Source organism: Shewanella colwelliana (genome assembly GCF_001735525.1).
Taxonomy (GTDB): domain Bacteria; phylum Pseudomonadota; class Gammaproteobacteria; order Enterobacterales; family Shewanellaceae; genus Shewanella; species Shewanella colwelliana.
The window spans coordinates 97,556-122,953 of the sequence record NZ_MCBT01000044.1 but is presented as its reverse complement, the minus strand read 5'-3'; the positions used below and the strand labels follow the sequence as shown (position 1 = coordinate 122,953).

At 45.2% G+C, this 25,398-nt stretch carries 18 protein-coding genes; 7 read left to right on the top strand and 11 right to left on the bottom strand.

What is annotated here, in order from left to right:
* Positions 1-32: 32 nt before the first annotated feature.
* Entirely contained in the window at positions 33-506 is a 474-nt protein-coding gene (locus tag BEL05_RS15030) for a hypothetical protein (RefSeq protein WP_139151897.1), read from the top strand.
* A gap of 40 nt (positions 507-546) precedes the next feature.
* Here BEL05_RS15030 and BEL05_RS15025 read toward each other — a convergent pair whose 3' ends face one another.
* Together BEL05_RS15025 and BEL05_RS15020 are read right to left on the bottom strand one after the other, a co-directional pair.
* Entirely contained in the window at positions 547-1,068 is a 522-nt protein-coding gene (locus tag BEL05_RS15025) for a hypothetical protein (protein WP_028763173.1), read from the bottom strand.
* Between the two features lie 10 nt (positions 1,069-1,078).
* Positions 1,079-1,900, bottom strand: coding sequence for a cytochrome c3 family protein (locus BEL05_RS15020; RefSeq protein WP_028763174.1), 822 nt, complete (start codon positions 1,898-1,900; stop codon positions 1,079-1,081).
* Positions 1,901-2,367: 467 nt separating this feature from the next.
* On the opposite strand from BEL05_RS15020, the gene BEL05_RS15015 reads away from it, so the two are divergent.
* From BEL05_RS15015 to BEL05_RS15005, 3 genes are all read left to right on the top strand, one after another.
* Positions 2,368-3,174 carry a winged helix-turn-helix domain-containing protein gene (locus BEL05_RS15015; protein WP_028763175.1) on the top strand — a complete coding sequence of 269 codons (807 nt, stop codon included), beginning with the start codon at positions 2,368-2,370 and terminating at the stop codon, positions 3,172-3,174.
* Positions 3,167-3,688 carry a hypothetical protein gene (locus tag BEL05_RS15010; protein WP_028763176.1) on the top strand — a complete coding sequence of 174 codons (522 nt, stop codon included), beginning with the start codon at positions 3,167-3,169 and terminating at the stop codon, positions 3,686-3,688. Before BEL05_RS15015 ends, BEL05_RS15010 begins: the two co-directional genes overlap by 8 nt.
* Positions 3,689-3,749: 61 nt before the next feature.
* The gene (locus tag BEL05_RS15005; protein ID WP_028763177.1) at positions 3,750-5,156 is read left to right on the top strand and encodes a hypothetical protein; all 1,407 of its coding nucleotides are present in this window, start codon (positions 3,750-3,752) and stop codon (positions 5,154-5,156) included.
* Positions 5,157-5,439: 283 nt separating this feature from the next.
* Here the strand turns inward: BEL05_RS15005 and BEL05_RS15000 are convergent, their stop codons facing one another.
* From BEL05_RS15000 to BEL05_RS14990, 3 genes are all read right to left on the bottom strand, one after another.
* Entirely contained in the window at positions 5,440-7,236 is a 1,797-nt protein-coding gene (locus BEL05_RS15000; protein ID WP_069671654.1) for a hypothetical protein, read from the bottom strand.
* 748 nt (positions 7,237-7,984) lie between these two features.
* Entirely contained in the window at positions 7,985-8,569 is a 585-nt protein-coding gene (locus BEL05_RS14995) for a hypothetical protein (protein ID WP_069671653.1), read from the bottom strand.
* A gap of 377 nt (positions 8,570-8,946) precedes the next feature.
* A complete protein-coding gene (locus tag BEL05_RS14990; RefSeq protein ID WP_069671652.1) occupies positions 8,947-11,124 on the bottom strand; it encodes an OmcA/MtrC family decaheme c-type cytochrome in 2,178 nt (725 codons plus the stop codon).
* A 555-nt stretch (positions 11,125-11,679) separates the two neighbouring features.
* On the opposite strand from BEL05_RS14990, the gene BEL05_RS14985 reads away from it, so the two are divergent.
* Both BEL05_RS14985 and BEL05_RS14980 read left to right on the top strand, forming a co-directional pair.
* Positions 11,680-12,657, top strand: coding sequence for a LysR family transcriptional regulator (locus BEL05_RS14985; RefSeq protein ID WP_069671651.1), 978 nt, complete (start codon positions 11,680-11,682; stop codon positions 12,655-12,657).
* Positions 12,644-13,597 carry a LysR family transcriptional regulator gene (locus BEL05_RS14980; RefSeq protein WP_069671650.1) on the top strand — a complete coding sequence of 318 codons (954 nt, stop codon included), beginning with the start codon at positions 12,644-12,646 and terminating at the stop codon, positions 13,595-13,597. The genes BEL05_RS14985 and BEL05_RS14980 overlap by 14 nt, the downstream gene beginning before the upstream one ends.
* A gap of 19 nt (positions 13,598-13,616) precedes the next feature.
* On the opposite strand, the gene BEL05_RS14975 is transcribed toward BEL05_RS14980, so the two are convergent.
* The 6 genes from BEL05_RS14975 to BEL05_RS14950 form a co-directional block, all read right to left on the bottom strand.
* A complete protein-coding gene (locus tag BEL05_RS14975; protein ID WP_069671649.1) occupies positions 13,617-15,833 on the bottom strand; it encodes a PAS domain-containing protein in 2,217 nt (738 codons plus the stop codon).
* Between the two features lie 105 nt (positions 15,834-15,938).
* On the bottom strand, positions 15,939-16,541 hold the full coding sequence (locus tag BEL05_RS14970; protein ID WP_028763183.1) for a TatD family nuclease-associated radical SAM protein: 603 nt from the start codon (positions 16,539-16,541) through the stop codon (positions 15,939-15,941).
* A gap of 100 nt (positions 16,542-16,641) precedes the next feature.
* On the bottom strand, positions 16,642-19,782 hold the full coding sequence (locus BEL05_RS14965) for an efflux RND transporter permease subunit (RefSeq protein ID WP_069671648.1): 3,141 nt from the start codon (positions 19,780-19,782) through the stop codon (positions 16,642-16,644).
* Positions 19,782-20,996, bottom strand: coding sequence for an efflux RND transporter periplasmic adaptor subunit (locus BEL05_RS14960; RefSeq protein ID WP_028763184.1), 1,215 nt, complete (start codon positions 20,994-20,996; stop codon positions 19,782-19,784). Before BEL05_RS14960 ends, BEL05_RS14965 begins: the two co-directional genes overlap by 1 nt.
* 219 nt (positions 20,997-21,215) lie before the next feature.
* Complete coding sequence (srmB, locus tag BEL05_RS14955; protein WP_028763185.1) at positions 21,216-22,445, bottom strand: ATP-dependent RNA helicase SrmB; 1,230 nt, start codon at positions 22,443-22,445, stop codon at positions 21,216-21,218.
* Positions 22,446-22,555: 110 nt separating this feature from the next.
* Positions 22,556-23,290 (bottom strand): tRNA1(Val) (adenine(37)-N6)-methyltransferase, encoded by a 735-nt coding sequence (locus BEL05_RS14950; protein WP_028763186.1) that lies wholly within the window; start codon positions 23,288-23,290, stop codon positions 22,556-22,558.
* Positions 23,291-23,748: 458 nt separating this feature from the next.
* Here BEL05_RS14950 and brnQ point away from each other — a divergent pair, with 458 nt between their 5' ends.
* Complete coding sequence (gene brnQ / locus BEL05_RS14945; RefSeq protein ID WP_069671647.1) at positions 23,749-25,095, top strand: branched-chain amino acid transport system II carrier protein; 1,347 nt, start codon at positions 23,749-23,751, stop codon at positions 25,093-25,095.
* Positions 25,096-25,398 lie beyond the last annotated feature (303 nt).

Genomic DNA, 25,398 nt, shown 5'->3' with positions numbered 1-25,398 from the left:
GATCGCTTTTTTATCGGACGAGATTGTTAGGTTTGGCTACGGCCTCTTGTGCCTTGATAGCGGGCGGATATTGGTTACATTGCTATAAAACCGACGCGCAAGCCCTCAATTTTTACTGTCGTGCAGATACCTTTAATGTTGCCAATGATCGTGAGTTAGAGATGGCATTGAGTGTTTACAGTGAGGGTGAGCAGATCGCCTTGGATTATCAGTTTATTGATAAAGGGCTAACTGCTGGCTGGGTGAAGTTATCAGGCAATCTAAATCGTTTAGATGTGGCCAATATGGACTATAAACTGCACGTCAATCAAGCCGAAGTTGAGCTAGATAGCGTCAGTGATTGGGCGTTAACCGATATCTCCACCATCATAAATTATGCGGAAGAAACGATAGAGTTTGGTCATTCGGTGGTATTGGATATTAGCGTGGTATTAATGGAAGCCGATAAAGGCTATGCCGTGCTTAGGTTTTGCCCTGGTAATTCTGTCTGGGTGTGTGAATTTTAATAAAAAAGGAGAGCCGAAGCTCTCCAAGCGGTACAGTGGTTTATGTTGACGGAAGTAAAACTAATTCGTTTTCAGCCAGTGTTCCTTTGATCTCGATAGCCACTTTGTATTTTTCAACTGCGCCAGCGGTTGCATTTTCGTCCCAATCTAGGCCTGTCGCATCGAAACTATAACTGCCTTTTTCAGCTTCAACCAAGACCCCATTGCAGTTAGCCTCTGCGCTATCACATTGGTAGCTTTTGGTAACATGCCAGCGTTTCCACGCTTTAGCTTTCGATGATGTTTTGGTTTCATCTGGAAAGCCGAAGTAGGTGATCTTGTAGTCCTTCACGTTGGTGATAGCAAGCTTGTCTGCGTCGGCCAAGTTGAAAGTCAACGCGCCACTGGCGCCATCGAAGGTAGCAAGCTCTAAGTTGATCACCGTGGCTTCATTAATATCAATACTGTCAGCCACTGGAGGCGGAACCACCACTGGCGGTTCAGTCGTATCTGAATCATCGCTGCCACAACCGCCACACAGTAACAGCGCAGCCAATAGGCTAGTCACTAATTTATCATTCATGACGGGCTCCTTAGTTAAAGTGTCCGGTATGGCAAGTTGTACACTCCATATCCGCTTTCACGCTGGCAGCACTGCCCATAGTAGTTTCACTGCCGTGACAGCTTTGACATGCTTGCGCCTCTTCAGAAGGCTTAGATTCTGGCAACGCAGAGAGGTCTTCACCGGCATAGGCACGGTTAAGTAATTCTACAAGGTGGAAAGTGATAGAGGCTGATAGACGCTTACAGCGCTCGCCTTTTTTCACAAAGGGCAAGCCATTAGCTTTTGACCAGTTGCTGATTGATGAATGGCAAAGAATACTGTTAGCCACGGTAGATTTTCCGACAAGTGCACTCTTCTCTGCGGTAGAACCAATACCTGCAACGAATTCGTCGCTAGACAGTGGTAGCACAGTATTTTCATAGTAGCGGAATGTTGCACCAATCACGGCGTTGTTTTGGCCATTAATGTCATCAAGAATATTCACTAGCATCCCAGTGGCATTGTTGTTACCACAGACAGTACCTTGACCCACGATACCAGCCCAACCATAACCGGCAAGGGCGGTTGGGATAGTAGCAAACTTGGCAGCATCGGCACTGGATGATTTGGCAAGCATGGTGATCATGGCATGGAACACCTGATGCATACATCCGCCACCTGTTTCATAAGCCAGCTTAGCTGTTGCCATGGCATCAAGTGGCACATACTTGAGTTTATCCCCAAGTTCTAAACGGAAATTACCTTGTTCATCTGTCCCAGCAAAAGCAGACGTGCCCATTAGGGTAGCTCCGGCAGCAGCTGTGCTAATGCCAATGATTTTAGTTAGTGCTTGGCGTCTATTGATAGTCATAAAAATGTCCTCACATGGATAGGTGTTATTTTTATTGTCGGTGCGAAACTGTTCGCTCCTTGAAACTTGGGGTCATTGTGGGAGGAGAGGATTGCAAATAGTGTGACGTTAGCTTGATGAATGTTTGCCGTATTTTTCTAATAAAGATTTGATTAATTGATGAGCGGGTTAATCGTTTAAGCTGGATTATTATTGTTTTGTAATCTGAATTGGTTCTTACAGTGTGGGGCGGATCACTTTATTTGTTGTCTTCATGTAAATTTATTGAGATTGAAGCAACCACTTGTTGAATGATTTGTTGGATGAATAGGGTGATTTTGGTCACAAATTAGCAAGTGTCAGTCATGTATTTAGGCTAATTCCCGTATGAATTTTAAGGAGATAGAGGTGATCACAGAAATTATTTGTGATTTTGAATAAGCTTGTCGAATAAGCTTGTTGAGTAAATGATTAATGGATAGATACCCATGCAATTAGGTGATTGTCTCTTTGACAGGCAACGCGGTTTATTGACTAATCAAGTCAGCGGCGAACAGTGGCATTTGCCCCGAGCGGAGTTGCAGGTATTGACTCTGCTACTTGCCAATCAGGATAAGATCGTTGCTAAGCAAACCTTGGGAGCGGGGGACGATCAGTACGCAGCACTGAGTGATTCGTCTGTGACTCGGGCTGTCTTTATGCTGCGCTCATTTCTTGGCCCAATGCACGAACAGATGATAGAGACGGTGAAAGGCAAAGGGTATCGGTTGCACATCGATAAACGTTTGTCTCAGCCTCTGCCTAACCAAAGTATCCGTAGCAACCCACTACGCGCCAATTATCAAACAATGATCACCTGGTTATTCGGTAAGCATCATCGCGTGTTAAAGGCGTGGGTTGGTGTATTAGTCTTATTGCTATGCATATTAGTTGGGGGGCAATGGCTCGTGGCTGCCAGTATAAAGGTACATCACACCGCTCCCTATGACAGCCATAGCATCACACTTGAGTCTGGTCAGCAGGTCACTTTTATTAGTTATGCCAAGTCAAAAACCAATAACACGTCGTTAGTGGCCTTGTCACAAAAACTAGCCAAGGGCTTTGCCTCCTGTGAATCTTCACCTTGGCAACAAATCTACCTTTCTCTGTCCCATGATAAGCAAGTTTTTAATATCACGATGCGGGGTGAAAAGTTGGGGCAATCTTTAGTGAGAAATTTGAAGTTGACCGACTATCGCCAACAAAAGTCATTTATCTCTGACGCATGGTTAACTGAGGTGTCTCTTTGTGAATAGAAAGGTCTTATGGGGTATTAACCTGCTAGTGCTAATGCTACTCGCCGTAAGTATTACAGTGAGCTACCGCTATCTCAATCCACCAGAAACTTTAATGCTAAGTTGCAGCTCTGAGTTGTTTGACACCTCTGATGTGGCAGAAGGGGCAGGGAAACATTACTTGCTTGTCGATATTATGGCCAAAAAACAGCAGGCACAGATCAACTACCGTTACTTTAATCTCGATGGCACTTTAGCTGGCACCATTCGTATGCATGGCAAACTGGTCGATTTTGATAAGCAGGCAAATCGCTATAATTTTTCGGTTGATACCAAAGAGGAGAGTGATGATAATCAAAATGAACAACTTCCAAGGCATATGCAGTATCTTTCTTATATCAGTTCCTTTAATTTAGATAGCCAAGGAATGCATAATCTATCGATCGAACCCTTGGATCTCGACCAACATAGAGATTATGCCGTGGTGCTTTTCCAACCCAGCAATACCGTTTGTGGATGCCGCTTAGTTCACTAAAGCATATTGAGCTATAATACATCTATAACCATCTGATATATTTCTACAAAATTGAGGTTACGTGTCTAAAGTCTACGTTAAGCAGGAAGAATCGCTGTCGATAAAATTTGTCCACCAGATGAAGGAGGGCGATCATCGACGCTTAGATCTCTATTTTTTTCTGCCTAAAGAGATGGGGATTAACCCGCAGAGTTTAGATGAAGAGGAGTACTACCACGCAGCCATAGCAGGCCGTCGTTCCTACTACTCTTCTGGTTTGCATCTTCCGTTAGTGCAAGGCCGATTCATTAGCCAAAATAAACGCACCGTTGAGGAGTTTAGGCTCTATCTCAACCTGTTTGCCTACCAGTTTGCCGTTGCCATTGAAACCGACAGTAAAGAACTGGCGCAAATAGAGGATATTGAACAGTTCTACCTTGCGCTTAAAGATCTGAGTGACATAGTGGCTCAACTGCTGAAAAAGTTTCGTCGTAACGAGCCTAGCGATCCCAAATGGAAGCACTATTTTGAGAACTCAGATAATTATCTATCTTGGTTTTGCGAGCAACGTTTACTCAAACTTTTGTCCCATGCGCCTAGAAGCAGCGATTACAGCGAGATAACGGAAGAGGTGGTGAACCTTTGTCGTAGTGAAAATAGCTATCGGGAAAGTAAAAACTATAACTCATCACAAACCAAAGATGACCCTAACCGTATCTCCAACAAAATGCTGTTACTACGCCGCCTTATCCAGCAAGGGGTCGTACTTAAAGAGGAGCTTAAAACCTTAGGCGTTGGGTTGAAAAAGCTCACTACAGGCATCGCCACTGGCTTTGTGATGTTGGTTGTGTCAGCGCTAATTATTAAGGCGCAAGGTGTGTTTAGTGGCTTAACGCTATCTTTGGTGCTGACATTAGCGGTGATTTACGGTTTTCGTGAGATCTTCAAAGAAGATATTCGTAATGCGTTATGGCGGGTAATTCAAAAAGGTCGGCCGCGTTGGAGCCGCATACTGCGAGATACCACAAGCCAGGCTGTTATTGGTCGTCAGCTCGTGTGGATTGATTTTATTAAGGCTAAAGAGTTGCCCACTGAGATCGATGAGATTTTAAATCGACGTCATAGCCAGAATAAAGTTGATGCCGATATTTTGCATTATGGTATCAACTCGCGGATCTCTCAGAAAGACTTCTTAGCTGGATACTCCACCATTCAGGAACAGGTCAACTTTAGTCTTGCGCCGTTTGCTCGTTATCTAGAGCGCGGTAAGGCTAAAATTTATAAAGAGTCAGACGGTAAAATCAGCAGTGACTCGGTAGAGCGCCGTTACCAAATCAATCTAGTTCTGTCGCTCAGAGAGGGACGTAATCCACCCCAATTTGCCCGCTATAAAGTCACTATGAACCGCTCCACCATTATTGAAGTGACCGAAAGTAAGTTACCCGATGGTGTGCAGGCGATAGGGTTTGAGCAGGAAGTTGCCGATTAAGGTCAGAGGGAGGGCTTTTTTAAGCCGCTAACCACCTCCTGTCCTGCGGAAAACCTGTTGGTCGTTCTTCGGTAAGGTGAGTGATGCGTAGCTTCTAGCTCACGAACGAGAGCCAAGAGTGCCGCACTGGCTTTTAGCTAGGGACATTTTTGTGTCGCTTCTGGGCACTATGGTTTCATCCATGAAACCATAGTGCCCAGCGGCATCAGCATAGTGTTATCACTCTCTTCGGTTTGGCGGTAATTAGTATTCATACACCAGTCAAAACCAATAACCTTGTACGCTAAAGTTGAGTGCTCTCCTTTGATTTGGCTTCTATTTGCTGTTTTAGTTTTTCCGCATTAGTGGCTTCAACTAGTTCATTAAATTTAAGCTGCATATCAGCAATATCTATCTTAATAACATGTTGCCAAGATTGACCTAGATCTTGGGTAAATATCACATCGCCTTTGTCACATAGAAAATAGATCTCATCAGCAGATGATATCTGAGCTAATAATGTCTCGCATTCAGGCACGGCATTACCATGATAGCTCCATGACTTGTTATTTTCTGCTTGCTCAAGCGTGGTGGAGATAACTTTCAGCTCACCTCGAAGGTTTCTTTTATCTTTTGCTTTGGTTTTCTTACGCCCTAGTGTTACAACAGTGCCATCGGAAAAGACTACTGGTAAGCTTCTCTGTGTTTCATGGTCATCAAAAGCCATAAGATCACGGTTTACCGTTAACCAAGTCTTGCCAGAATCTAAACTAATAACTTGCTCACCTGCACCCCAATAGCTTCTTTCTATCCCGACTAGATAACCGTTGGCTAACTGTGAAACTGCTGACATGCGAGTGCTTATTTGTTCGCTCCAACTGCTGGTATGGGGGTTGAATTCAAATAACTTATTGTCATTCAATACCGACAATTGGCCTGATTTTGTCATGATGGGAAATAGATGGCCAAAGGCACTTAATAAACGATCGGTTTTGCGTTTGAAGCTTCTTAGCTTTATCCAATCCGATTCGAGTGAGGCAAACTGGTAAATATTGAACTCATCAATCGACTGAGTCATGGCAAAAAAACTATTTTCACCTTTGCCAAACCAAGTTATTGCCTCATTCGCTGATACTCTGGATATCTGCTTCCATTCACCAAGCCAGCTGTTAGCCATAAATATTTCACCACGCTCACCAGCTATCATCAGTTGGTCATCGGTCTCTAATACTGCAGCAAGTTGGCTGTTGGTATTGAGGTCAAGTTGATGCCATTGTCCTTGCTGATCTTGCCATTTTATTTGACCAAATTTTGATGCAATAACCCCTTTACCGTGGATCGTTAGTGGCATAGCGGTTTTACCGTAGGCATTTTGGCGCGATAGCTTACTTAAGTTAGATCTAAAACGATCTAGCTCATCTTTTTCCCATAAATGAACAGTGGATAAATCGAGACTTTCTGCAAGGTTTGGATAATTACTCAATAAGAACGTGCTCAGCTTTTGTTGTGCATCTAAACGAGTAACATAAGCTTTTTGGCTTGATTTTTGTACCCAAAATGACTTTTGCTGAACATTTAATAAAGGTTGAAAAACCACACTGCCAAGATTTGTTAACTGACCTTTTTTTACCTTAAATACCCCCGTTGAGTGATCAACTGGCATGTTCAACCAAGAGGTATAATCTCCACCATCATAGTAACTATAAAGGCTTGAAATAATATAACTCCCCTCTGGCATTGACCCGATAAAGACCTGACTATCAATTAACCCTTCTCGAGTTGGAGACAAAGAATAAACATCGGGTTCCCAATCCACATTATCTTTATTAATACTGTCTTTATCTTTGGTTTTTGCCTTGGATTTAGCCATGGCTACTGCTTTTTGTTTTTTATCTTCAAAGTTGTCAATTCTAACAACAATGACTTCTGTCCAATCTCGGTGAGGTGGTGTTAATTGTTCAGCATTATTAATAATCTGAACGCCTACCACTCCATGATTAACATCAAGTGATTTGTTTTTATCGATTTTGGTATTTTTAATTGTGCTGTTACAGGCGGTTAAAAATAGTACTGATATTAACAAAAATAATCTGGCTCGCATTTCCATTCCTTTGACGAGAATAAATAGGATCAGAGTAAACTTTTAAAGAGAGTTAATTAGCGCATTAGTGATAGGCTTTTCTTCCCTAAATGGCGTCCTCGATAGTTGATTCGAGTTTGCCTAGCTCTGTCCTTAACTGGTTATATTTTAATCCTTCCTACTGGTTGTTATCAATATGTGTTGGAACATTTTATTGAAGGTTTCTTATTAAAAATAATAAGTTGTCTCAATGTCTACCAATGAGGTCAGATCCAAGAGAGTGAATAACCCAGTATAAACGCGGTTTTGGCCCTTGGCGACAGACAGAAAATGCTCCCGACATTTATCGGCATTCCATTATCCATGTAGATTAGATGTCGCTATGGAACCTTCATGGACAACTTTCTTTAACAAAAAGTCTGCGAGCCAAAAGAGTGCTTGCACACAAGCTCACCGCAGGTGATTGATTGCTATGAAGATACGACCTTCAAGCTCACTTAACCAATTTCCACCTAGCCCAAGGCTGCTCAGTCAAATAAAAAATGCAAACCTCATTCCAAGGGCAACAAACTTTGGGGTAAATGTGAGTTAGTTCCTTAACCGGTTTCTAGACAGAATCTGTAATACCCTCAATGCCTATTCTGCAGCGAGTGGCTCTTTATTTTTCGGCGAGCTGGCCACACCAATCACCTTTACCTTGGCGAGCAGTGTGACACTTATCAATACCATATATGCAGAACCACTTTAAACGAGACCGTTAACTTTGTAACTACTTGGGGGCTCCTTCGACTTTGCTTACCTCTGAGCAGAGGCCATCGGTAGTATAATTTGTACATACCCACTCTTCATTGTTCCAGACAATTTTGTCAGGATTCCACATTCTGTTTTTGTTAAACACGCAGGTACAGGGTTCATCGTCTGGATTGGAACCCATTTTTGCCGATCCATTTACCTCTTCAGTGTTTGCTTTTCCGATCACCTTTTCGGGGGTGGTTGGTGTATTAAAGAGGGTGTCAAGGCCGTAATTGTTGCATTTGAAGTGCTTCCAAGTGCTTATTGCCGCATCGGATAACGATGCCTCATTACAGCTTTGTTGGCGCAAACAAGCCTCATGCCAACCTTCTACATAACCTATGCCCCTGTCATATTCTCTGACTAGCATAAAGTGGTATCTATCTGTTGGCTTCGCTATTTCAATCAAATACGTCATCATATTTGTGCTGTTTTCTGAGTTATATCCGTTCAACAGCCCACTACAGAACGCGACTTCTCTCTCTTGCTTTGGGGTGTATGACGGCGCGGCCGACAGCGCAGCCGTAAACCAAAGCGTCACCATTAACGTTAAGTATTTCATTTTTGCTCCTAGCATGACAAACAATACATCCGCACTTGTACTGTTTGTCTATCTTAATCCACCAAAAGTCTATGGTTGTTGATCTGAAGTCATATAACTCGCTATGAGCTGAATTAATGGACCCAAAATAAACTTTTAAGAGAGTTAACTAGCGTATTAGCGATTGGTTGTCATGAAGGTGTGACCTCCAAACACATCCCACCAGTATTCAGCAAGCCACACGCTAATATACTTTGACTCGCAACTCGCAACTCGCAACTCGCAATACAGTGCTAAATGGATAATAAAAGAGGATAAAAAGGCACCCGAAGGTGCCTTTGACATTGCAGGGATAGCGGGTGGAACAAAGCGCTTAGGGGGGCTAAGCGCCTAATTTGTTATAGCTTGTGGCCGTGGTGCTCCATAATTTTCTCTGGGCTATGACAGGTTGCACAGGCTTCTTTTGCTTCTTTGGCTTGCTGCTTATCTGAGCCAAAGTATGCGCCATTGTTTTGCATGTGTGACATGGCTGCATCGGATAGGTATTTCTGGTGACAACTCATACATGCAGCCGCATCGGGTGAGGCATACCAAGTTGCTACTGGTGTCAATGCCGGGTCATTGTTTTTACCAGGAATAAAGCTTGGTACCGTATGGGCTTGACCTGCATTACGTCCGAGCTCGAAACCATAGGCTTTACCGCCCCAACCTTCAACTTCAGCATGACAAGTGGTGCAGTCAGTTTTCAAGATAGTCCCACTGCCACCATGACCGTTGTCATGGCCCTGTGCTTTGTGGGCTTTGTACATAAAGCTGGTTGATTTCTTCTCGCCTGAAGCCAGCGCATCACCGTTTTCATCTTCTACAGCACCCAGTTTCTTATCATTGGTGTGGCAGGCAATACAGTTTACGCCATTGGAATCATGGTAAAACTCATAGCTGTGACAGTCGTGACAGGTTTGCTGATCGATAATCGCACGGCGCTGTGCAACCTCTGCTTCGCTGTCGTTAAGGATGGTGCGATAAGCGTCGGTCTGCACATAGGCCGGGTAGGCATTGCTCGCATCACAGCTGACACGGTTGGCGCTGCTCTCTTCAAAGCACACTTTAAGTACAGGCAGGACTTCCAGTGAGCGAGAAGCGATATCGTTGGGGAAGTTCATCGCGACCTTAACACTGACACTGTTATCACCATTCCAAGTTGCCTTAGCGGGATCTTTAATATCAATTCGACGCTCGCTGTAGGGAGACTGATCAAAGTCTGGGTAATCTTTTTCAACATCCCAGCTCACCACGACATAAGGCTTGCTGTAACCCTTTTTATAGACTTCATCTTGGCTGACAAGGATTCCAGCTTCATCGGTTATCTTCAAGTCGAAGCTAATTTCATTAGCAGTGCTAATGGCAACATTAGTGACAACAGCGTCATACTCTTTTGCCGCTTGGTAAGGTTTTGCGTGGTCATTATGTACCGCTGCGCTATGACAATCGGTACAGGTTAATTGCGGATTTTTATCTGATTTATGTTGTGCTGGTGAGTCGGTATGACATCCCGTACACGCGTTAGCATTGGCATTGGCTAACCACAGATCTTTATCGGCAAGCGTGTCGTCTTCAACGTGACAGGCGGTACAATCCATAAAGGGTTTCGTTGGGAAAGCAGGGTAGTCAAAGGCATGATCGCCGCCGTAACCAGCAATGGTGTATGGCATAGGTACTACATTGCCTTCGCTGTCTTTACCCTCACGGTGTGGTCCCATGTGGATGGCGTGTACCATATGCCCAAGCTCGACAGAGATAGCGTTGGGGTCGGTGACAATCCCGTTGTGGCAAGATTGACAGTTTTCCATATCTAGACGTCGACCGCCATGAGCTTCTAAGCTATCAGGCTGGTGACAGGTGTAGCAGGTTTGCATGGTCACCAATTCACGGGTCTCAATACCTTCGCTGGCATTGGTTGCTGGTATCCAGTCAAAATGGGCATTCTCGGCCAACTCATGACCTGAGTCATACTCAAATTGCATCTCGATAGCGATACGTTGCGTCAGTTGTGGGTCGAAGTCGATACCAGCAGGATCTTGTGCTGTAGTGAGCTCCGTTTTAAAGGTATAGCTATAGGTGCCGTCATTGTGATCGACTAAGCATTCAACACAGTCTTTTATCTTTTCAAAGCCCTGTTCAAAGGTGGTGCCCGCATCATTGGTGGTTTCATTTAATAGTGACAACCACTGCTTAAGCTCACTGCCCTCTTCTGTTTTTAATTGGGCAAGTGAAAAGCGGAAGTCATGAAAAGGATTGCTGCCACTCAGGCCAAATAAGCCAACGCCCTGCTTATTTTCGAGCTCAAAATCCACCGTTATAATACCGTCGGCATAACTGGCGTTAGTGATATTGGCGATAGCCTCATTGGCCATATCAATATGCAGACCGCTCGTTCCCGGTGCACCAGGGTTGCCTGGCTGACCGTTTTCACCATCTATACCATCTTTTCCATCATTCCCATCTCCACAGGCAGACAACATTACCGATGAGGCAATGAGTAGCGCAAGTGTGGTTGTTTTTGTTTTTATCATCATTTTTTCTCCAAGATTAACCACTGGGTGTAGCTGGCTTAAATGTTAAGGATTGGTAGAAAAGTCTGATATGAAGTACATCACTTTAACCAAATAGTCTAAATTGGCGATTTGAACTGATTTTGTGTTTGCTGGTAGTTTTAACTTGGTGTTTTTGTGTTTGAGGTTGGTTTTTTGTTTTGCTTTATTTGTTTTTTGTGGATGATTCGCGAGAATTTCTTAAGGTGAAACTCTAATATTCATATTCCGCAAATCACAATAGTGAATCTTAATTTGCCTAAGTAGCAAGTGATTCTATTTGGGCGATTAGTTTTAAGTGCTACAAGATTTATTTTATTACTTTGCGAGATTTAGTGCCGAGGAGATACTCCTTGTTTACTTGTTTACTTGTTTACTTGTTTACTTGTTTACTTGTTTGTCAGTGTCACATATTTAACAAAATTCTAGCTAAATATCATAAATTGGGGCAGATCTGAGCGTAATGACAATGGATTTAGATTAGATTAGATTAGAGGCGTATAAATAAGCGCGAACTTAAGCCTTGTTAAAAGGAGATACATGAGCCGAATAAATAGCAATACGCTGTTCAATATTAAAGTCTTTGTACTACTATTTGAAACCTTGAGTTCCACTCATGTCGCCCAGCAATTGGGGGTTGCAACGTCTAAAGTGAGCCGCAGCTTAAAGGCGTTGCGTCATTCATTCGATGAACCTTTATTTGTACGAAAACAGCATGGTTTTGAACATACGCCATTTGCGCAATCTATCTATCCTCAGCTGAAACGAATATTAGCGCTATCGGAATTAAGCTTGGCTTTGTCTGAACCTGAAACAGTGCAAACTAAACAAGAGATGACCATAGCCTGTCCTCCACCATTGTCACTGAACTTATTAAGTTATCTGCAAGATAGGGCTTCACAGTTACAACAGAAGTTTAGCTTCAATATAAAACCCTGTAGTAATGATATTGATAAGCTACTGAGCCGACTCGATGTGGATTTAGCCATCACCTTCGAGGCACATAACTCTGAGCGTTTATCTTCTCAGTTTGTAGCAAAGGCCAATGCTTATGTGTTGGTGGGTAATAAGGAACACCCGATTTTTCATGGTGATGGGCATGTTGATGTTGATGACATTCTCAGATTTCCCTATATCAGTTTTAACGGCCATGAGTTTGATCAAGGGCACGATCCTCTTGCGCTGTACGCTTCTGAAAAATCTATGGATATCAATATTATTGCTAAGGTGTGCCTGTTGGCCGATCTGATGATTCAACTTGAGCGTAGTGATGCCTTGGCGCTAATTTGCTATCGCGATGCCGTTGAGTTTTTATGTGCGAAAGGCAACATCTGTGCGGTAGCGCTGCCAGAAGAGCAAAACCGATTACTTAACCTGCGCGCAGACGGTCATCACCACTATTTAACTCAGCTTAGAGACGGTACCCATACAGTGCCTTGGGTGGAAGAGGAGATCAGTTCTTATATCCAAAGTAATGTGATCATAAACTGCGACGGAGCCGTTGATGCCAAAAGATAAACTACTCGACATTCCATTGACGACGATTGAGATCTTCTGCCAAATCTATGTGAAAAAAAATGCTATTGAGGTCGCCAGCCATCTAGAGTTGTCTCAGCCTAAGGTGAGTCGTGCATTGGCAGCGCTGCGCAGCGTATTTGACGACCCACTATTTATTCGCCGTGAAAGTCAGTTCCAGGCCACCGAGAAAGCACATAATCTCTACCCCATTTTCCGTGAGATGATGGAGTGCAGCCAAGCGGTGGATCATTTGATGAAAGGCGGCTCAGGGGGAGCGGAAAACACGGTTGAGATTGCCACGGTTCCCCAATTAGAGATCAATTTGACCCAGAGCATTAAGCAAGCGGCTATGCCTGTTGCTGATAGCGAAATCATTGTGTCTACAACGCCTTGGGGGGAAACCACCAGCCAACAACTAATTAATGATGAACTGGATGCGGCGATCTGCTTTCAACGTTCAAGTCATCGCGCCATTTTATCTAAGTCGATTATTCAACATCGAGGCGGTTATTTGGTGGCGCGCAGTGATCATCCCATTTGGCGCGATCCCTGTATCGAAAATATGATTGATTACCCGTTGGTTAAGCTCATCACTATGCCATTTCCTGCCAATAAGTCGCCAATAGGAAACTACGCTAAACAGGTGGGCAAACAGATGCAGATCTACGCAACGGCTCCAGACTTAGGGAGTGCGGCTAATAGTCTGCTTAATTCTGATGCCATCATCATTATCGGGGTCAAAGGGGCGGTGGACTTTTTAAGAAACATTAACGGATTGAAGGCACAAAAAATCGATCATGTGCAAGACCAATCGATTTTGAAGAACTTTAGTCATCCAACGGTTTATTTATGGTTAAAGCTGGATACTCGCGGCAAGGTGACGACGCCATTTTGGTTACAGCGCTGTCTTGAGGATTACATTATTAAAGCGCATCAGTGATGCGCTTTAATCTGTTTGCTTAGGGCTGCCGAGTATAGGCTTGGCAGATATTTTGTTCACCTATCTGTTTGGCACGTTTAAGTGCTATTTCGGCGTTACTTAAGTATTGTTCAAGGTTTTGCCTTGGCTGGTAACTGGCAATCCCCATGCAGATACCTGCACCTAAACCAATTTCATTGAGGCTACCTAGTGTCTTAACCGCAAAATGGTGAGCGTTATCTGAGCTGGTGTCGGGCAAGATAACAATCAGCTTACCCAGTTGCCAGTGTGACATCTGATAACCTACAGGCAGCGATTTAAGAATATGGATCTCGACCTCTTTTTGGCGACTTTCTAGTTGGCCAATATCACTCATATGGCTCAACATACTCTCAGCGGTGATATCCATTAGCAGCAAACTAGAGCTATCGCGGCTCTTATCGCTTAGGGACTTAAAGTAATCATCTAGGTCTCTAAGATTGACTAAGATAGTGCTACGGTGGGGAATAAAGTCACCTCTATCTTGCAGTAAAGCGCGCTTTTGGGCTTGCTCTAGGGTGCAGACAATATGCTCAATATCACCCGCAGCGTCTAAATGCCCTTTGAGTGTGGCTTGTAAGCAGGTGTTTTCATTGCTGTTAGGGTCACATAAAATTTGTCCCTTCCAGCTGCCTTGTAGCATGATCTGTTGCGTGATCCGAGACCACTGTGAACTCAAATCGTTGTTAAGTAGCTCTGTCAGGTTTTTACCCGCAATATCATGAATAGAGACTAGTTGCATGAATGCTTCATTGACCAGTTCCAGATCACCGTTGGCTTGCACTAAGGCGCAGGCCACAGAGCTGTCGTTAAGCAGTCTATTTAAATTCGATTGATGCTGTATCTGCTTTAACTCCGTAACATCTTCAAAGGTCACTAACAGGTATTTGCTCTCTTTGGGTGTACGCGGGGCGCCAGTAATGGTGACCCTTAGAGAGGTGCCTGATAGGTTTTCAAAATCGACTTCATCTTGCCAGCGCTTGTCGGTTTCTAGCTGGGTCATGATGGCGGCATATTGATCGTCTTCAAATTGCAGTATGCGCTGTAAATTTCTATCTGATAGTTCATCTATTGGCATCGCGAGTAGTTTCGCCGCCTGATCGTTGGCGGTGATAACTCGATTGTTATCGTTGACGATTATGCAGCCAATATCTTGGTGAAATAGGCGGTTAGCCAGCTGAATGCTGTATGCGCGAGAGCGCTGTCCAATCCGGTATGAGTGGCTGAGTAAAATAAGACTAAGTGCTAATAGGGTTAATACCACGGCCCCGAAAATTAGAATGTTGCGCCACTGTGAGAAATTATCTGCAATGGCGTCGTTACGTACGTAGGAGACCAAGTAATATTCGCGGCGCGTTTCATACTGGGTCGTTAGCTCGATTTTGAGGTAAACAAATGTGGCGTCATCACCATGAAACTGCCCAAAGTTACTGGTCGACATTTTGCGCCACAGAGCTGGGTAGGTTTGTCTAAGGCTACCGCCCATGGTGTCTGGAATACGATTAATGGTTGGGCGAGACTCGGCGCCAGCATAGATTAAGCCTTGTGTATCTAGCATTAATAGCGGTGACTCTGCACTGGAATAAGCAGGTTTAATACTTTTCAACATCCGTGCCATTGACTGGTAACTGACCAGATAGCCACGCACCGTTTGGTCGGGATTTTCTAACCAAGCTAGCTGATAGAGGTAAGGTTCTAGCTTGCCGGCAATAGGGGTAAATTCGAGTGGAGAGGTATAGACCTCATTTCCCCCCATGTTGCGTGCACCACCCAGTAGTGCTGGGGGTAAAGGCTCACGGCTGAAATCATTAGTGGTAGAGAATTTATATTTACCTTGCGGGTCAAACAGGGCGATATCCAACAGCTCTGGGATATTACTGGTCATGACGTTCCAGTTTTGTTGCAGTTTGGCTTGCCTGACTTCGCTTGGGATAGTCAAGTAACGCTTGAGCAACTCTGAATTGGCAAACATCTGGGTTCTAAACTGCTGGAAACCAACTTTGTCAGCAATCAAGGTGCCAACAGATTGTAGCTCACTGTAGCGCTGCGTGGCCCAGTCTTCCTGTAGACGTCGCTCACCTAAGGTGATGATGACATTGGTCATAAGAATCACACTGATCAGCAAAATAATGATCTGCGTCGCCACGGAGAAAATGCGTTGCGTCGACCAATGCAGTCCTTGAGTCGAGATCAAAAGTGGTAGTTTTTGCATCAGCATTAAGATTGAGAACACCCAGAGAATTTGTCGCCTATGTTAGCATGAATCTAGTGACTAAACACAGGGGGTTACATCTTGCTAACGACTGCTCTAAATCAGCTAAGGTCAGCCAACAATTCCGAGTTGGCGGGGTTTAAATTGGGCGTTGGCATCCAGCACTATCTGCTCACAACGTTTGATGTCGACGCCTTCGAGGCCATTAATGGCAGAAACTTGTACACTGGCTATATAGTGAGGAGCGAGCTTAATAAAGTCATTAACCGCTTGGTACGCACCTTTGAGTTTGGGTTTGCAGTGGCGAAGATAGGTCGCTTCTGTGTCTGCATTGAGTGATATAGATAGGGCATCAACAATGTTGGCCAATTCTGGCAGTATATTGCGGCGATGGAACAGATTGCCCAGCCCATCGGTATTAACCCTGACTCTCCCTCCCAAGCGTTTTATCTCAGTAGCGACCTCAATTAAGGTCTTTAGATTTAAAGTCGGTTCACCATAGCCACAGAACACATACTCATCAAACTGACTTACATCGCCCAATAGAGGGATGATCTCGGTAGCTGTAGGTTGATGGTCCAAGGCGAGTTGATACTCATGCACCTGCTTACTGCCATTATGTTTTGGACAAAATTGGCAACGTAAAGTGCAGCGCCCAGTGATATTGAGGTAGCGGCTGTTACGTATGTCGTAGACAAGAGTGGAAGCGGTCATGGCATATCAGTGAAAGTGAGGATACGTTGAGTGTAACCTGTTTTGTTTTTGCAAAATGTTGGGCTGATCAAAAAGGGAGGCATTGCCTCCCTAAATCTGATTAATTGGTCTCATCGGCTGGGTGAGGCTTAGGTTGCCACCACCAGTTAAACAAACGCCTTAGGCTTCTTCTGATATCATCGAGAATGATATAGAGAATAGGCACCAAAATCAGGGTTACCACAGTCGAGAACAGGATACCAAAAGCGAGTGAGGTCGCCATGGGGATCACAATTTGTGCCTGTAAGCTACGCTCTAAAATAATGGGTACTAAGCCAACGAAGGTGGTCATCGACGTTAAGATAATCGCTCTAAACCGGTAGCAACCCGCATCGATAGCGGCTTCCACTATCGGTAGACCTTGGCTTCTTGCTCGGTTAACAAAGTCGACCAAAATCAATGAGTCATTCACCACCACGCCCGCAAGCGCCACAATACCGCATAGGCTTAAGACGCTCATAGAGAGCCCGAGAATAAAGTGGCCAAATAGTGCGCCGATGATACCAAAAGGGATCACTGACATAATGATCAATGGTTGGCTGTAGGATTTTAACGGTATGGCCATCAAGGCATAGATGGTAAACATGGCAAAGAAGAAGCCCTGTAATAAGCCAACTAATGCACTGGCTTCATCGGCACTTCCACCATCTAATGCGGTAGAGATGTGCGGATATTTACCCTCTAAGTAGGGCAGGAAATCCTTTTGAATCTCGCCAACCACTTTTGACGGTTCAACAATATTTTTGTTGGCGTTGGCGGTTACGGTAATAGCACGGCGGTTATCGACACGAGTAATTGAAGAGTAGGAGTCACCGAGCTCAATTGCTGCCACGCTAGAGAAGGGCACTGAGATACCTTGTGGAGTTCGGATCATCATGTTTTCGAGATGTCCCACTGTGCGTCGCTGCTCTAGCGGGTAACGCACCATGACCTTCACTTCTTCTTTATTACGCAAGATCCTTTGAGCTTCGTAGCCATAGAAACCGTAACGTACTTGGCTAGCAAGATCTGAGAGGGTTAAGCCAAGGGCTTCAGCTTCTGGTTTGATGCTTAAACGAATTTCATGGCTTCCTGATGAGTAGTTATCGGCAATATCGTACACCCCTTCATAGGTGCGTAGCTTCTGTTTAAGCTCATTAGCGGCTAACGACAGTTGCTCTAGATCGCTTGAGGTCAGTCTAAAGGAGATATCACCGCCTGCATCGTTGGTACTGGCGTTGATGTTCAGTTTCTTAACTGAAATCAGTTCGGGTAGTGCCTCACGCCATGCGCTGGCTATAGTGACACCATCTACATCTCTGTCTTCACCTTTAGTTAATTCGGCAAAGATAAAGGCTGAGGTGCGTGAGCTCATATTGATAAAGCTATGTTTGACCACTGGGTAGCCATACTCATCTTCCATTTTATCGTTCATGGTGTAGAGCGCATTCTCAATCTCTTTGACCACTTTTAAGGTGTTGGCCTCAGAACTGCCCACATCCATATCGAGTCGCACTTGAATAAAGTCAGAGGGGATATCAGGGAAGAATACCCAGCGCACTTTACCACTTGCCACTAAGGCGATAGAGAGGATCAGTACACCGACAAAAGCGGCTACAACATTATAGCGTTGGGTAATACAGCGCTTTATAAAGTGACGATAGTTGTGATGAATAAAATGCTGCACCTTGTTGTTAAGGGAAACTTTAAAGCGCACAAACATATTGGGGTTCGGGTTGTGACGCTTGGGTTTCATGTGCGCAAGATGCGCCGGTAAAATCAGTTTCGACTCTACCAATGAGAAGGCTAAACAGAGAATCACCACTAAACCAATGGATTTCCAGATAATTGCCATGGGGCCGGAAACCATGAGCATGGGCATAAAGGCGGCTATGGTGGTCAATACCCCAAAGGTCGCGGGCATAGCGACTTTCTGTGCTCCTTTAACCACATTGTCGATGGAGTGGCCATGTTTTTCTATTTCGGTATAGGCGCTTTCCCCAATAACAATGGCATCGTCCACCACGATCCCCAGCACCAGAATAAAGGCAAATAGCGTCAACATGTTGATTGACAGTGAGAAGGGTTCCAGTGGCATCAGTAACATAGCGCCAAGGAAACAGACGGGTAGCCCCATCATGACCCAAAATGCCAGCTTGAGTTCTAAAAACAGCGCCAAGATAATAAATACCAACAAAGCACCATATAACATGTTAGACAACATCATATTAAGGCGGCCTTTGAGATAATGGGTTAAATCTCCCCAGGTATCTAACTCGGCATTGGCGGGCAGGGTAGCTCGGCGTTCTTCGATATAGCTTTTTACTTGTGAAGAGATGTCTAGTGCATTTTGATCGTCGACGCTGAGCACCTCGATAATCGCTGCCGGTTTACCATTAAAGCGGGTGTACTCTAAACGCTCTTCAAAGTCATCACGGATAGTTGCCACTTGCGGCAACATCACCCTGCTACCATCTGGACGTGTGCTCACTACAATCTTGGCAAAGTCTTCACCCGTATAGGCTTGGCCTTTAGTACGCAGCAATATGTCGCCATCTTGGGCGCGAATCGAACCGCCAGGCAGGTCGATAGAGGAGTTACGCACAGCACCTGCCACTTGGGCAAAGCTTAAGCCGTACTCTCGTAGCTTATCTTCTGATAGCTCAATACTGATCTCATACTCACGTACACCGGTAACCTGAGCGCGGGTAATCGCAGGTAGGGCGGTGACCTCTTCACGAATATTTTTGGCCAGCTCCTTCATTTGATGCAGGCTCATGTCGCCGTAGACAGAGATCCAAATAACATTATTTTCTGGTTTGATACGGAATATATTGGGCTTTTCAATATTCTCAGGAAATGTCGATATGGCATCGATGCGCAGTTTAGCTTCATCAAGAATATCTTGGGCATCGAAGCCATCCTCCACTTCGATGGTGACATTACCAAAGCCTTCACTGGCAACAGAGGTGACCTTTTTTATGCCGCTAATATCTTGGATCGACTCTTCGATCTTGATATTGATCCCCTCTTCAATCTCCTGCGGCGCAGCACCAGGGTAGGCGACGGATATCTGCAGATAGTTGAGCTCGAAGGTAGGGAATACCTCTTTGTTAATTAGTACTGTACTGAATAGGCCACCAATGAGCAGCACGACCATCAATAGGTTGGCGGCCACGCTATTGCGGGCAAACCAGGCAATAATTCCCTTGTTGCTATCCATTATTGATCACCTACTGCAACCAAGGTTGGTGTGTCGTCAGCGTCTTCGTTAGAGCTTTCGGGTAGCGCATCTTCACCAATGACTTTGACTAGTTGGCCAGTAGCCATGTTATTGATGTTGGTGAGGGAGATACGCTCGCCATCAATAAGGCTATCTTTAATGTAGACATTCTCGATATCGGTGCGAACAACGTTCACATTACGCATCTCTAAGGTATTGTCAGCCGTGACGACTGCGACTTGGCCGTCGCGAACAATATGGCGTGGCAACTTAACGATGCCATCTACGGTCCGACCTTTAATGACTGCGGTGACAAAACTGCCATATTTAAGCGGCAGTTCACCCTCTTGCTTATTGTCTCTCAGGTAGGGATCTTTAATTTCTGCGACTAGGTAGACCATACGATTTTCGGCATCAATTACCCCTTCACTGCGGATGATTTTTCCTGTCCAACTAACTGTTCGTCCTGCGAGCTGCGCACTCAAGGTGACTTCGGTATCTGGGTTATCGACTGACTCCAAATAGGCGAGTTCGCCGTTGGCTAAGGGTAAGCGGATTTCAGCAACTCGGGTGTCATAAAGTTCACCTAGGTTAGTGCCTAAGCTTACATACTGGCCTAAGTCGACGTTTCTAGCTTTGATGATGCCATCGAAAGGTGCCCTAATAATGGTGCGTTCTAAATTACGTTGTGCGCGGGCCATAGCGGCCTCAGCAAACTTGACATTAGCTTGCTCTTTTTTCAGTTGTGGAAGACGTAAACCAAGCTCTGGTGGCATGCCTCCGTCGTAGCCTTGCCAATCATTTTTAGCCACTTCACCGCGGGCAACTTCCTCTTCCAACAAGGCTTTAGCTTGCGCTAACGAGGCTTGAGCCTGCATCAGGTCGGCTTCATAATCTGAGGGTTCAATTTCGGCTAACTTATCGCCACGCTTAACAACGCCCCCAGCCACAAAACTGTCGGATATCGCTAACATGCGTCCTTGAACCTCGGTGACTAGTTGTGTTTTATTTTTGGGAGTGACCACGCCATAAGAGGGGAGATTGAGCGACACCGTTTGCTGAGTGACGGTGGTGACATCCACAATCGGGACTGGCACTTCATCTGCTTTTTGCTCAGGGGCTTCTTGGGTACTCATCAGCAGTCCGGCCAAGCCGATAAAGACTACTAGGATGAAAATTGGGGGGAGAACTCTTCTTAGAATTATTTTAATCATCGACTTCTGCTATTCCGTGCTGAACTGCTTGCTCTATAAATTACCAGAGGTTAGCGGGTCGATAAATGCTTTTTTGTAAATAAAATGTATCAATTGCTGAAACATATAGAAATATTAACACATTGATATTCAAACGGAGTCGGCGAATGCCTAGTGTAAGATGTTACAGCTGGGTAAAAAATAAGCCGCTTTGCGCGGCTTAGTTTTTTGGCTACAAGACTACTTTTTCTTCTTGCTAGCTTTGTATTTCTTATTCACTTTTTTATCAGTGGTTTTTGTTTTTTTCTTCCCTGGCGGGCGGGCTTCTTTATGTTTAGGGCGCAACTCTTCAATGATACGACGCTTAAGCGGCTGTTCGATATAGCGTTCGATTTTGGCCACAATACGCATATCGTGTGCTTCGGCCAATGAGATCGCGGTGCCTTTATTCCCTGCACGACCAGTACGACCAATACGGTGGACATAGGTGTCGGCCGAACGCGGCATATCGAAGTTAATCACATGACTGATATCATCGACATCGATACCTCGTGCGGCAACATCGGTCGCCAGCAAAATTTTCACTTCGCCTTTAGTGAAACGTCCTAGGGCTTGGAAGCGAGCTTTCTGCTCCATATCGCCACGCATAAAGGCGCAGTTGATGCCCGCACGTTGTAACTGGCCATCGAGACTGGCAACTACTTCACGTGTTTTAACGAAAACAATGGCTCGGGTAACGTCTTCACGGTTTAGAATGCTGCATAGCAAGGCAAACTTATGGTCTTTATCATCAGCAAGATGGATCCATTGGTGGATCTTGGCTTTTTCGCTGCGGGGCGGTTTTGTTTCGATGGTCACCGGATCAGACAGTAGCATTTGCGCAAAGCGACTTACACCGCCGCCTTCAAGGGTGGCTGAAAACAGCATATTCTGCTTGCGACCTTGTGCTTCAATGGCGATAGCTTGAACTACCGACGCAAAGCCCATATCAAGCATACGGTCGGCTTCATCTATGACTAACACTTCAACCGACTGCGCGTCGAATTGGCCTTTATCGAGATACTCCATGAGACGACCTGGGGTCGCGACTAATATATCGACGTTCTCTGCCAAGGCTTTCTCTTGCGGTGCATAAGGCACACCACCTGTAATGATCGCGATATCTAAATCAAGATCCGTGGCCAAGTGAGAGGCATAGCGATGAACCTGACTGGCTAGTTCACGGGTTGGCGTCAAAATCAGTACTCGAGCCTGACCCGAGAAGCGACGTGGAAAATCGATAAGATGTTGCAGCGCAGGCAGCAGAAAACTTGCCGTTTTACCGGTTCCTGTTGGCGCTCGAGCCATAATATCTTGTTGGTCGAGTGCTAAGGGAATTGTCTGTTGCTGAATTGTGGTGGGCGTATCATGGCCCATCGCCTTGAGCGACTGAAGTAATTGGTCGTCAAGGTGGAAGTCTTCAAATTGCATGCGCAGCGTCTCAATAAATAATAGCGCGGCATTATACACCCAAAAGTGGAGTGAGTGCGATGACTATAGGGAAGGGGAGCAGATTTAATCGCAAACATGGCGCAACCAGATTAAAGCTTCAGGTAAAAGGCCTGTGTCAAGGCGACCATCTCCGGTGTATAGGCGCCATTTTTATCTCTAATTGTAAGCTGCGTAGTGCTTTTGGTGTTAGTGTCTTTGGCGTCACTTAACGCAGCTAGATGACCAAGGCGTAATAGATGTCGGTGGGCTGCTTTACCGGTAACGCTCGAGACATCAACCTGCTCGATGATAGCCAATTGCGCCTGAGCAAGCTGTGCACTAAAGCCTGCAAAGCTTGCTTGCGGCAAGATAATGCTGGCGTTGCCCTCAGAGCTGAGTAGCTGACGGATAGCATTGAGTAATTGAGCAAAATCTAAACGATGAGTGTGCCGCGCCTGTGCACGCCGATCGCACTGAGAGAGTGGGCCAGCCTCAAAGTAGGGCGGGTTGCAGATGATATGGTCAAACTGCGGTAACGGGCTAGTCGTGGCATCGATCCACTGTCTTATATCACTATTAATCAGGGTAAGACGTGCGGCCCAATCTGATGCGGCAAAGTTACGTCGACAATCTATCGCTGCGTTGGCATCAATCTCAATGGCAGTGATGACGCCATGACTTCGCTGTGCAGCCATGAGGGCGAGCAAACCACTGCCTGTACCAATATCCAGAATTTGCTGTGCCTGCGACAAGGGAGCCCATGCGCCGAGCAGTACGCCGTCGGTACTGACGGGCATGCCGCAATGTGAGTCATCGATATGAAACTGCTTAAAGGTAAATGGCATGGTGAGGGCAAGAGTAAGCGGCATGGTTGCTGGCTATTGTACCGCATTGTGACTGTGCGGCCAAAGCGACACGTATTTTATGCTTATTGAGCACGCTTTATTAACAGATACCGCTACCGATAAATGTTGTCAGATGTAATGGATGAAACCGTCGGGTTCTACAGATGTTAAAGCCTTGATCTTAATTGCGCTAGATAGGGGGCGCTTGCTTGTTAATCGTTAGGGATTTTGCTAATAGTATGCCCTCACTTTAGGCATTAACGCCTAAGGTTGAGTCAGGTAAGCCAGTTTGAATGCATTTTTAGCGTCAGTTAATCCTGCTGTAGTTCAAGAAGTAGCCAACCATAGGCTAGATTTACCAAGTCGTCGTGTAATTAAAGGTTTACACGCTTTGAATATCGCGATAATTGTCAGAGTGTTTTGAGAAGCGATTGAGATCATTATAAAAAAGCAGATTAATGGGGCGTTGTGTGCAAAATAATAAAATGAGTTTGACCGATACATTAGGCTTAGGTTTTATGACCTTTGCTTTTTTCTTAGGGGCAGGAAACCTAATTTTCCCACCGCTAGCAGGATATCTTGCGGGTGAGAACATGACGCTTGCGATGATAGGATTCCTCGTGACGGCGGTGACACTCCCGCTAATTACCTTGATTGCGGTGGCAAAAGCCAACGGTAAAGTGATGGGGCTGCTGCCTGCATTTGCTGCCACTGCACTGGCGATTGCTATCTATATTATCATTGGTCCCGCTTTCGCTGCGCCACGCGCTGGCCTTGTCGCCTATGAAATGGGTTATAAGCCATTTATCGCAGATAGCAGTGCAACCTTCGAGTTTGCAGGCATAGTACTCAATAGCTCTCAACTCCTGTATACCACTATCTTCTTTGGTATCGCGATGTTGTTGTCTCTATTTCCTGGTAAATTGCTCGACAGTGTGGGCAAAGTGCTTACACCGATAATGCTTCTATTACTAATGGGACTGGCTGGCGCTGTCATCGTGTTACCCGGTGCTGAAGTGAGTCAAGCTGTTGGTGATTATCAGTCTAATCCGCTGACTAAGGGCATTTTAGAAGGTTACAACACCATGGATACCTTGGCGTCGCTAATCTTTGGTATGTTGATCATCGACATCTTACGCAAAAAAGGGATTGATGCGCCTAAGGAGCAAACCAAATATTTAGTCCGCGCAGCCTTTATTGCGGCTGGCGGTTTGGCATTTGTTTATATTTCTCTGTTTTATCTTGGTGCGACAGCCGGTGATTTAGCGGTAGGTGCTGACAATGGCGGTATCATCTTAACCAACTATGTTAATCATCAGTTTGGCGGCTTAGGTCAAGTGCTACTGGCAGCTGTGGTGACCTTAGCGTGTTTAACGACTGTGGTCGGTTTGGTGTCGGCCTGTGCTGAGTATTTCAATGAGCTGATGCCGAAGCTGTCTTATCGTTTGCTTGTGGTCGTGATGAGCATTACTTGTGCAACTGTGGCCAATGTTGGCCTAGCACAATTGATTAGTATCAGTATTCCTGTATTGGTCACCATCTATCCTGTGGCGATTGCATTGGTTGCCGTGACCTATCTTACTGAGCGTTTCAACCAGCCTGAATTTGCTCATCGTGCGGTATTAAGTATTGCCTTGTTCTTCGGTATTATCGACGGCCTTAAAGCTGCGGGTGTTGATATGAGCATCTTTAACTTTATGCCATTGCACAACGAAGGCATGGCGTGGCTACTGCCAACTGGTGTGACGATATTATTGTGCTTGATGAGCAAGCGCTCAGCCAAACCTGAAGCCGTGCTTAATTGAACTCTATGATTGCGATAGCGTAAGATAACGGTGTTGGCTATATGGCTAATACCCAGCAGTATAAAGGTGTGATTGCTCAGTAAGAGCTTAGCGCTTGTGAGGCACGGCCCTTAATTGCTCCTGCATTAAGGGCCTTCACTTTATTCATGTTGATTGCAATGAGCGAAGAGCATACTTGTTTCTCGGGGCAAACTCGTTAACACGGCATCGGATGTGCTAAAAACGTCTTTAAGGCGCTTTTTTCCTGTCGACTACTGCGTTGAATGGCTTCTCAAGGGAGCAAGTATTTCATCATCTATCCAC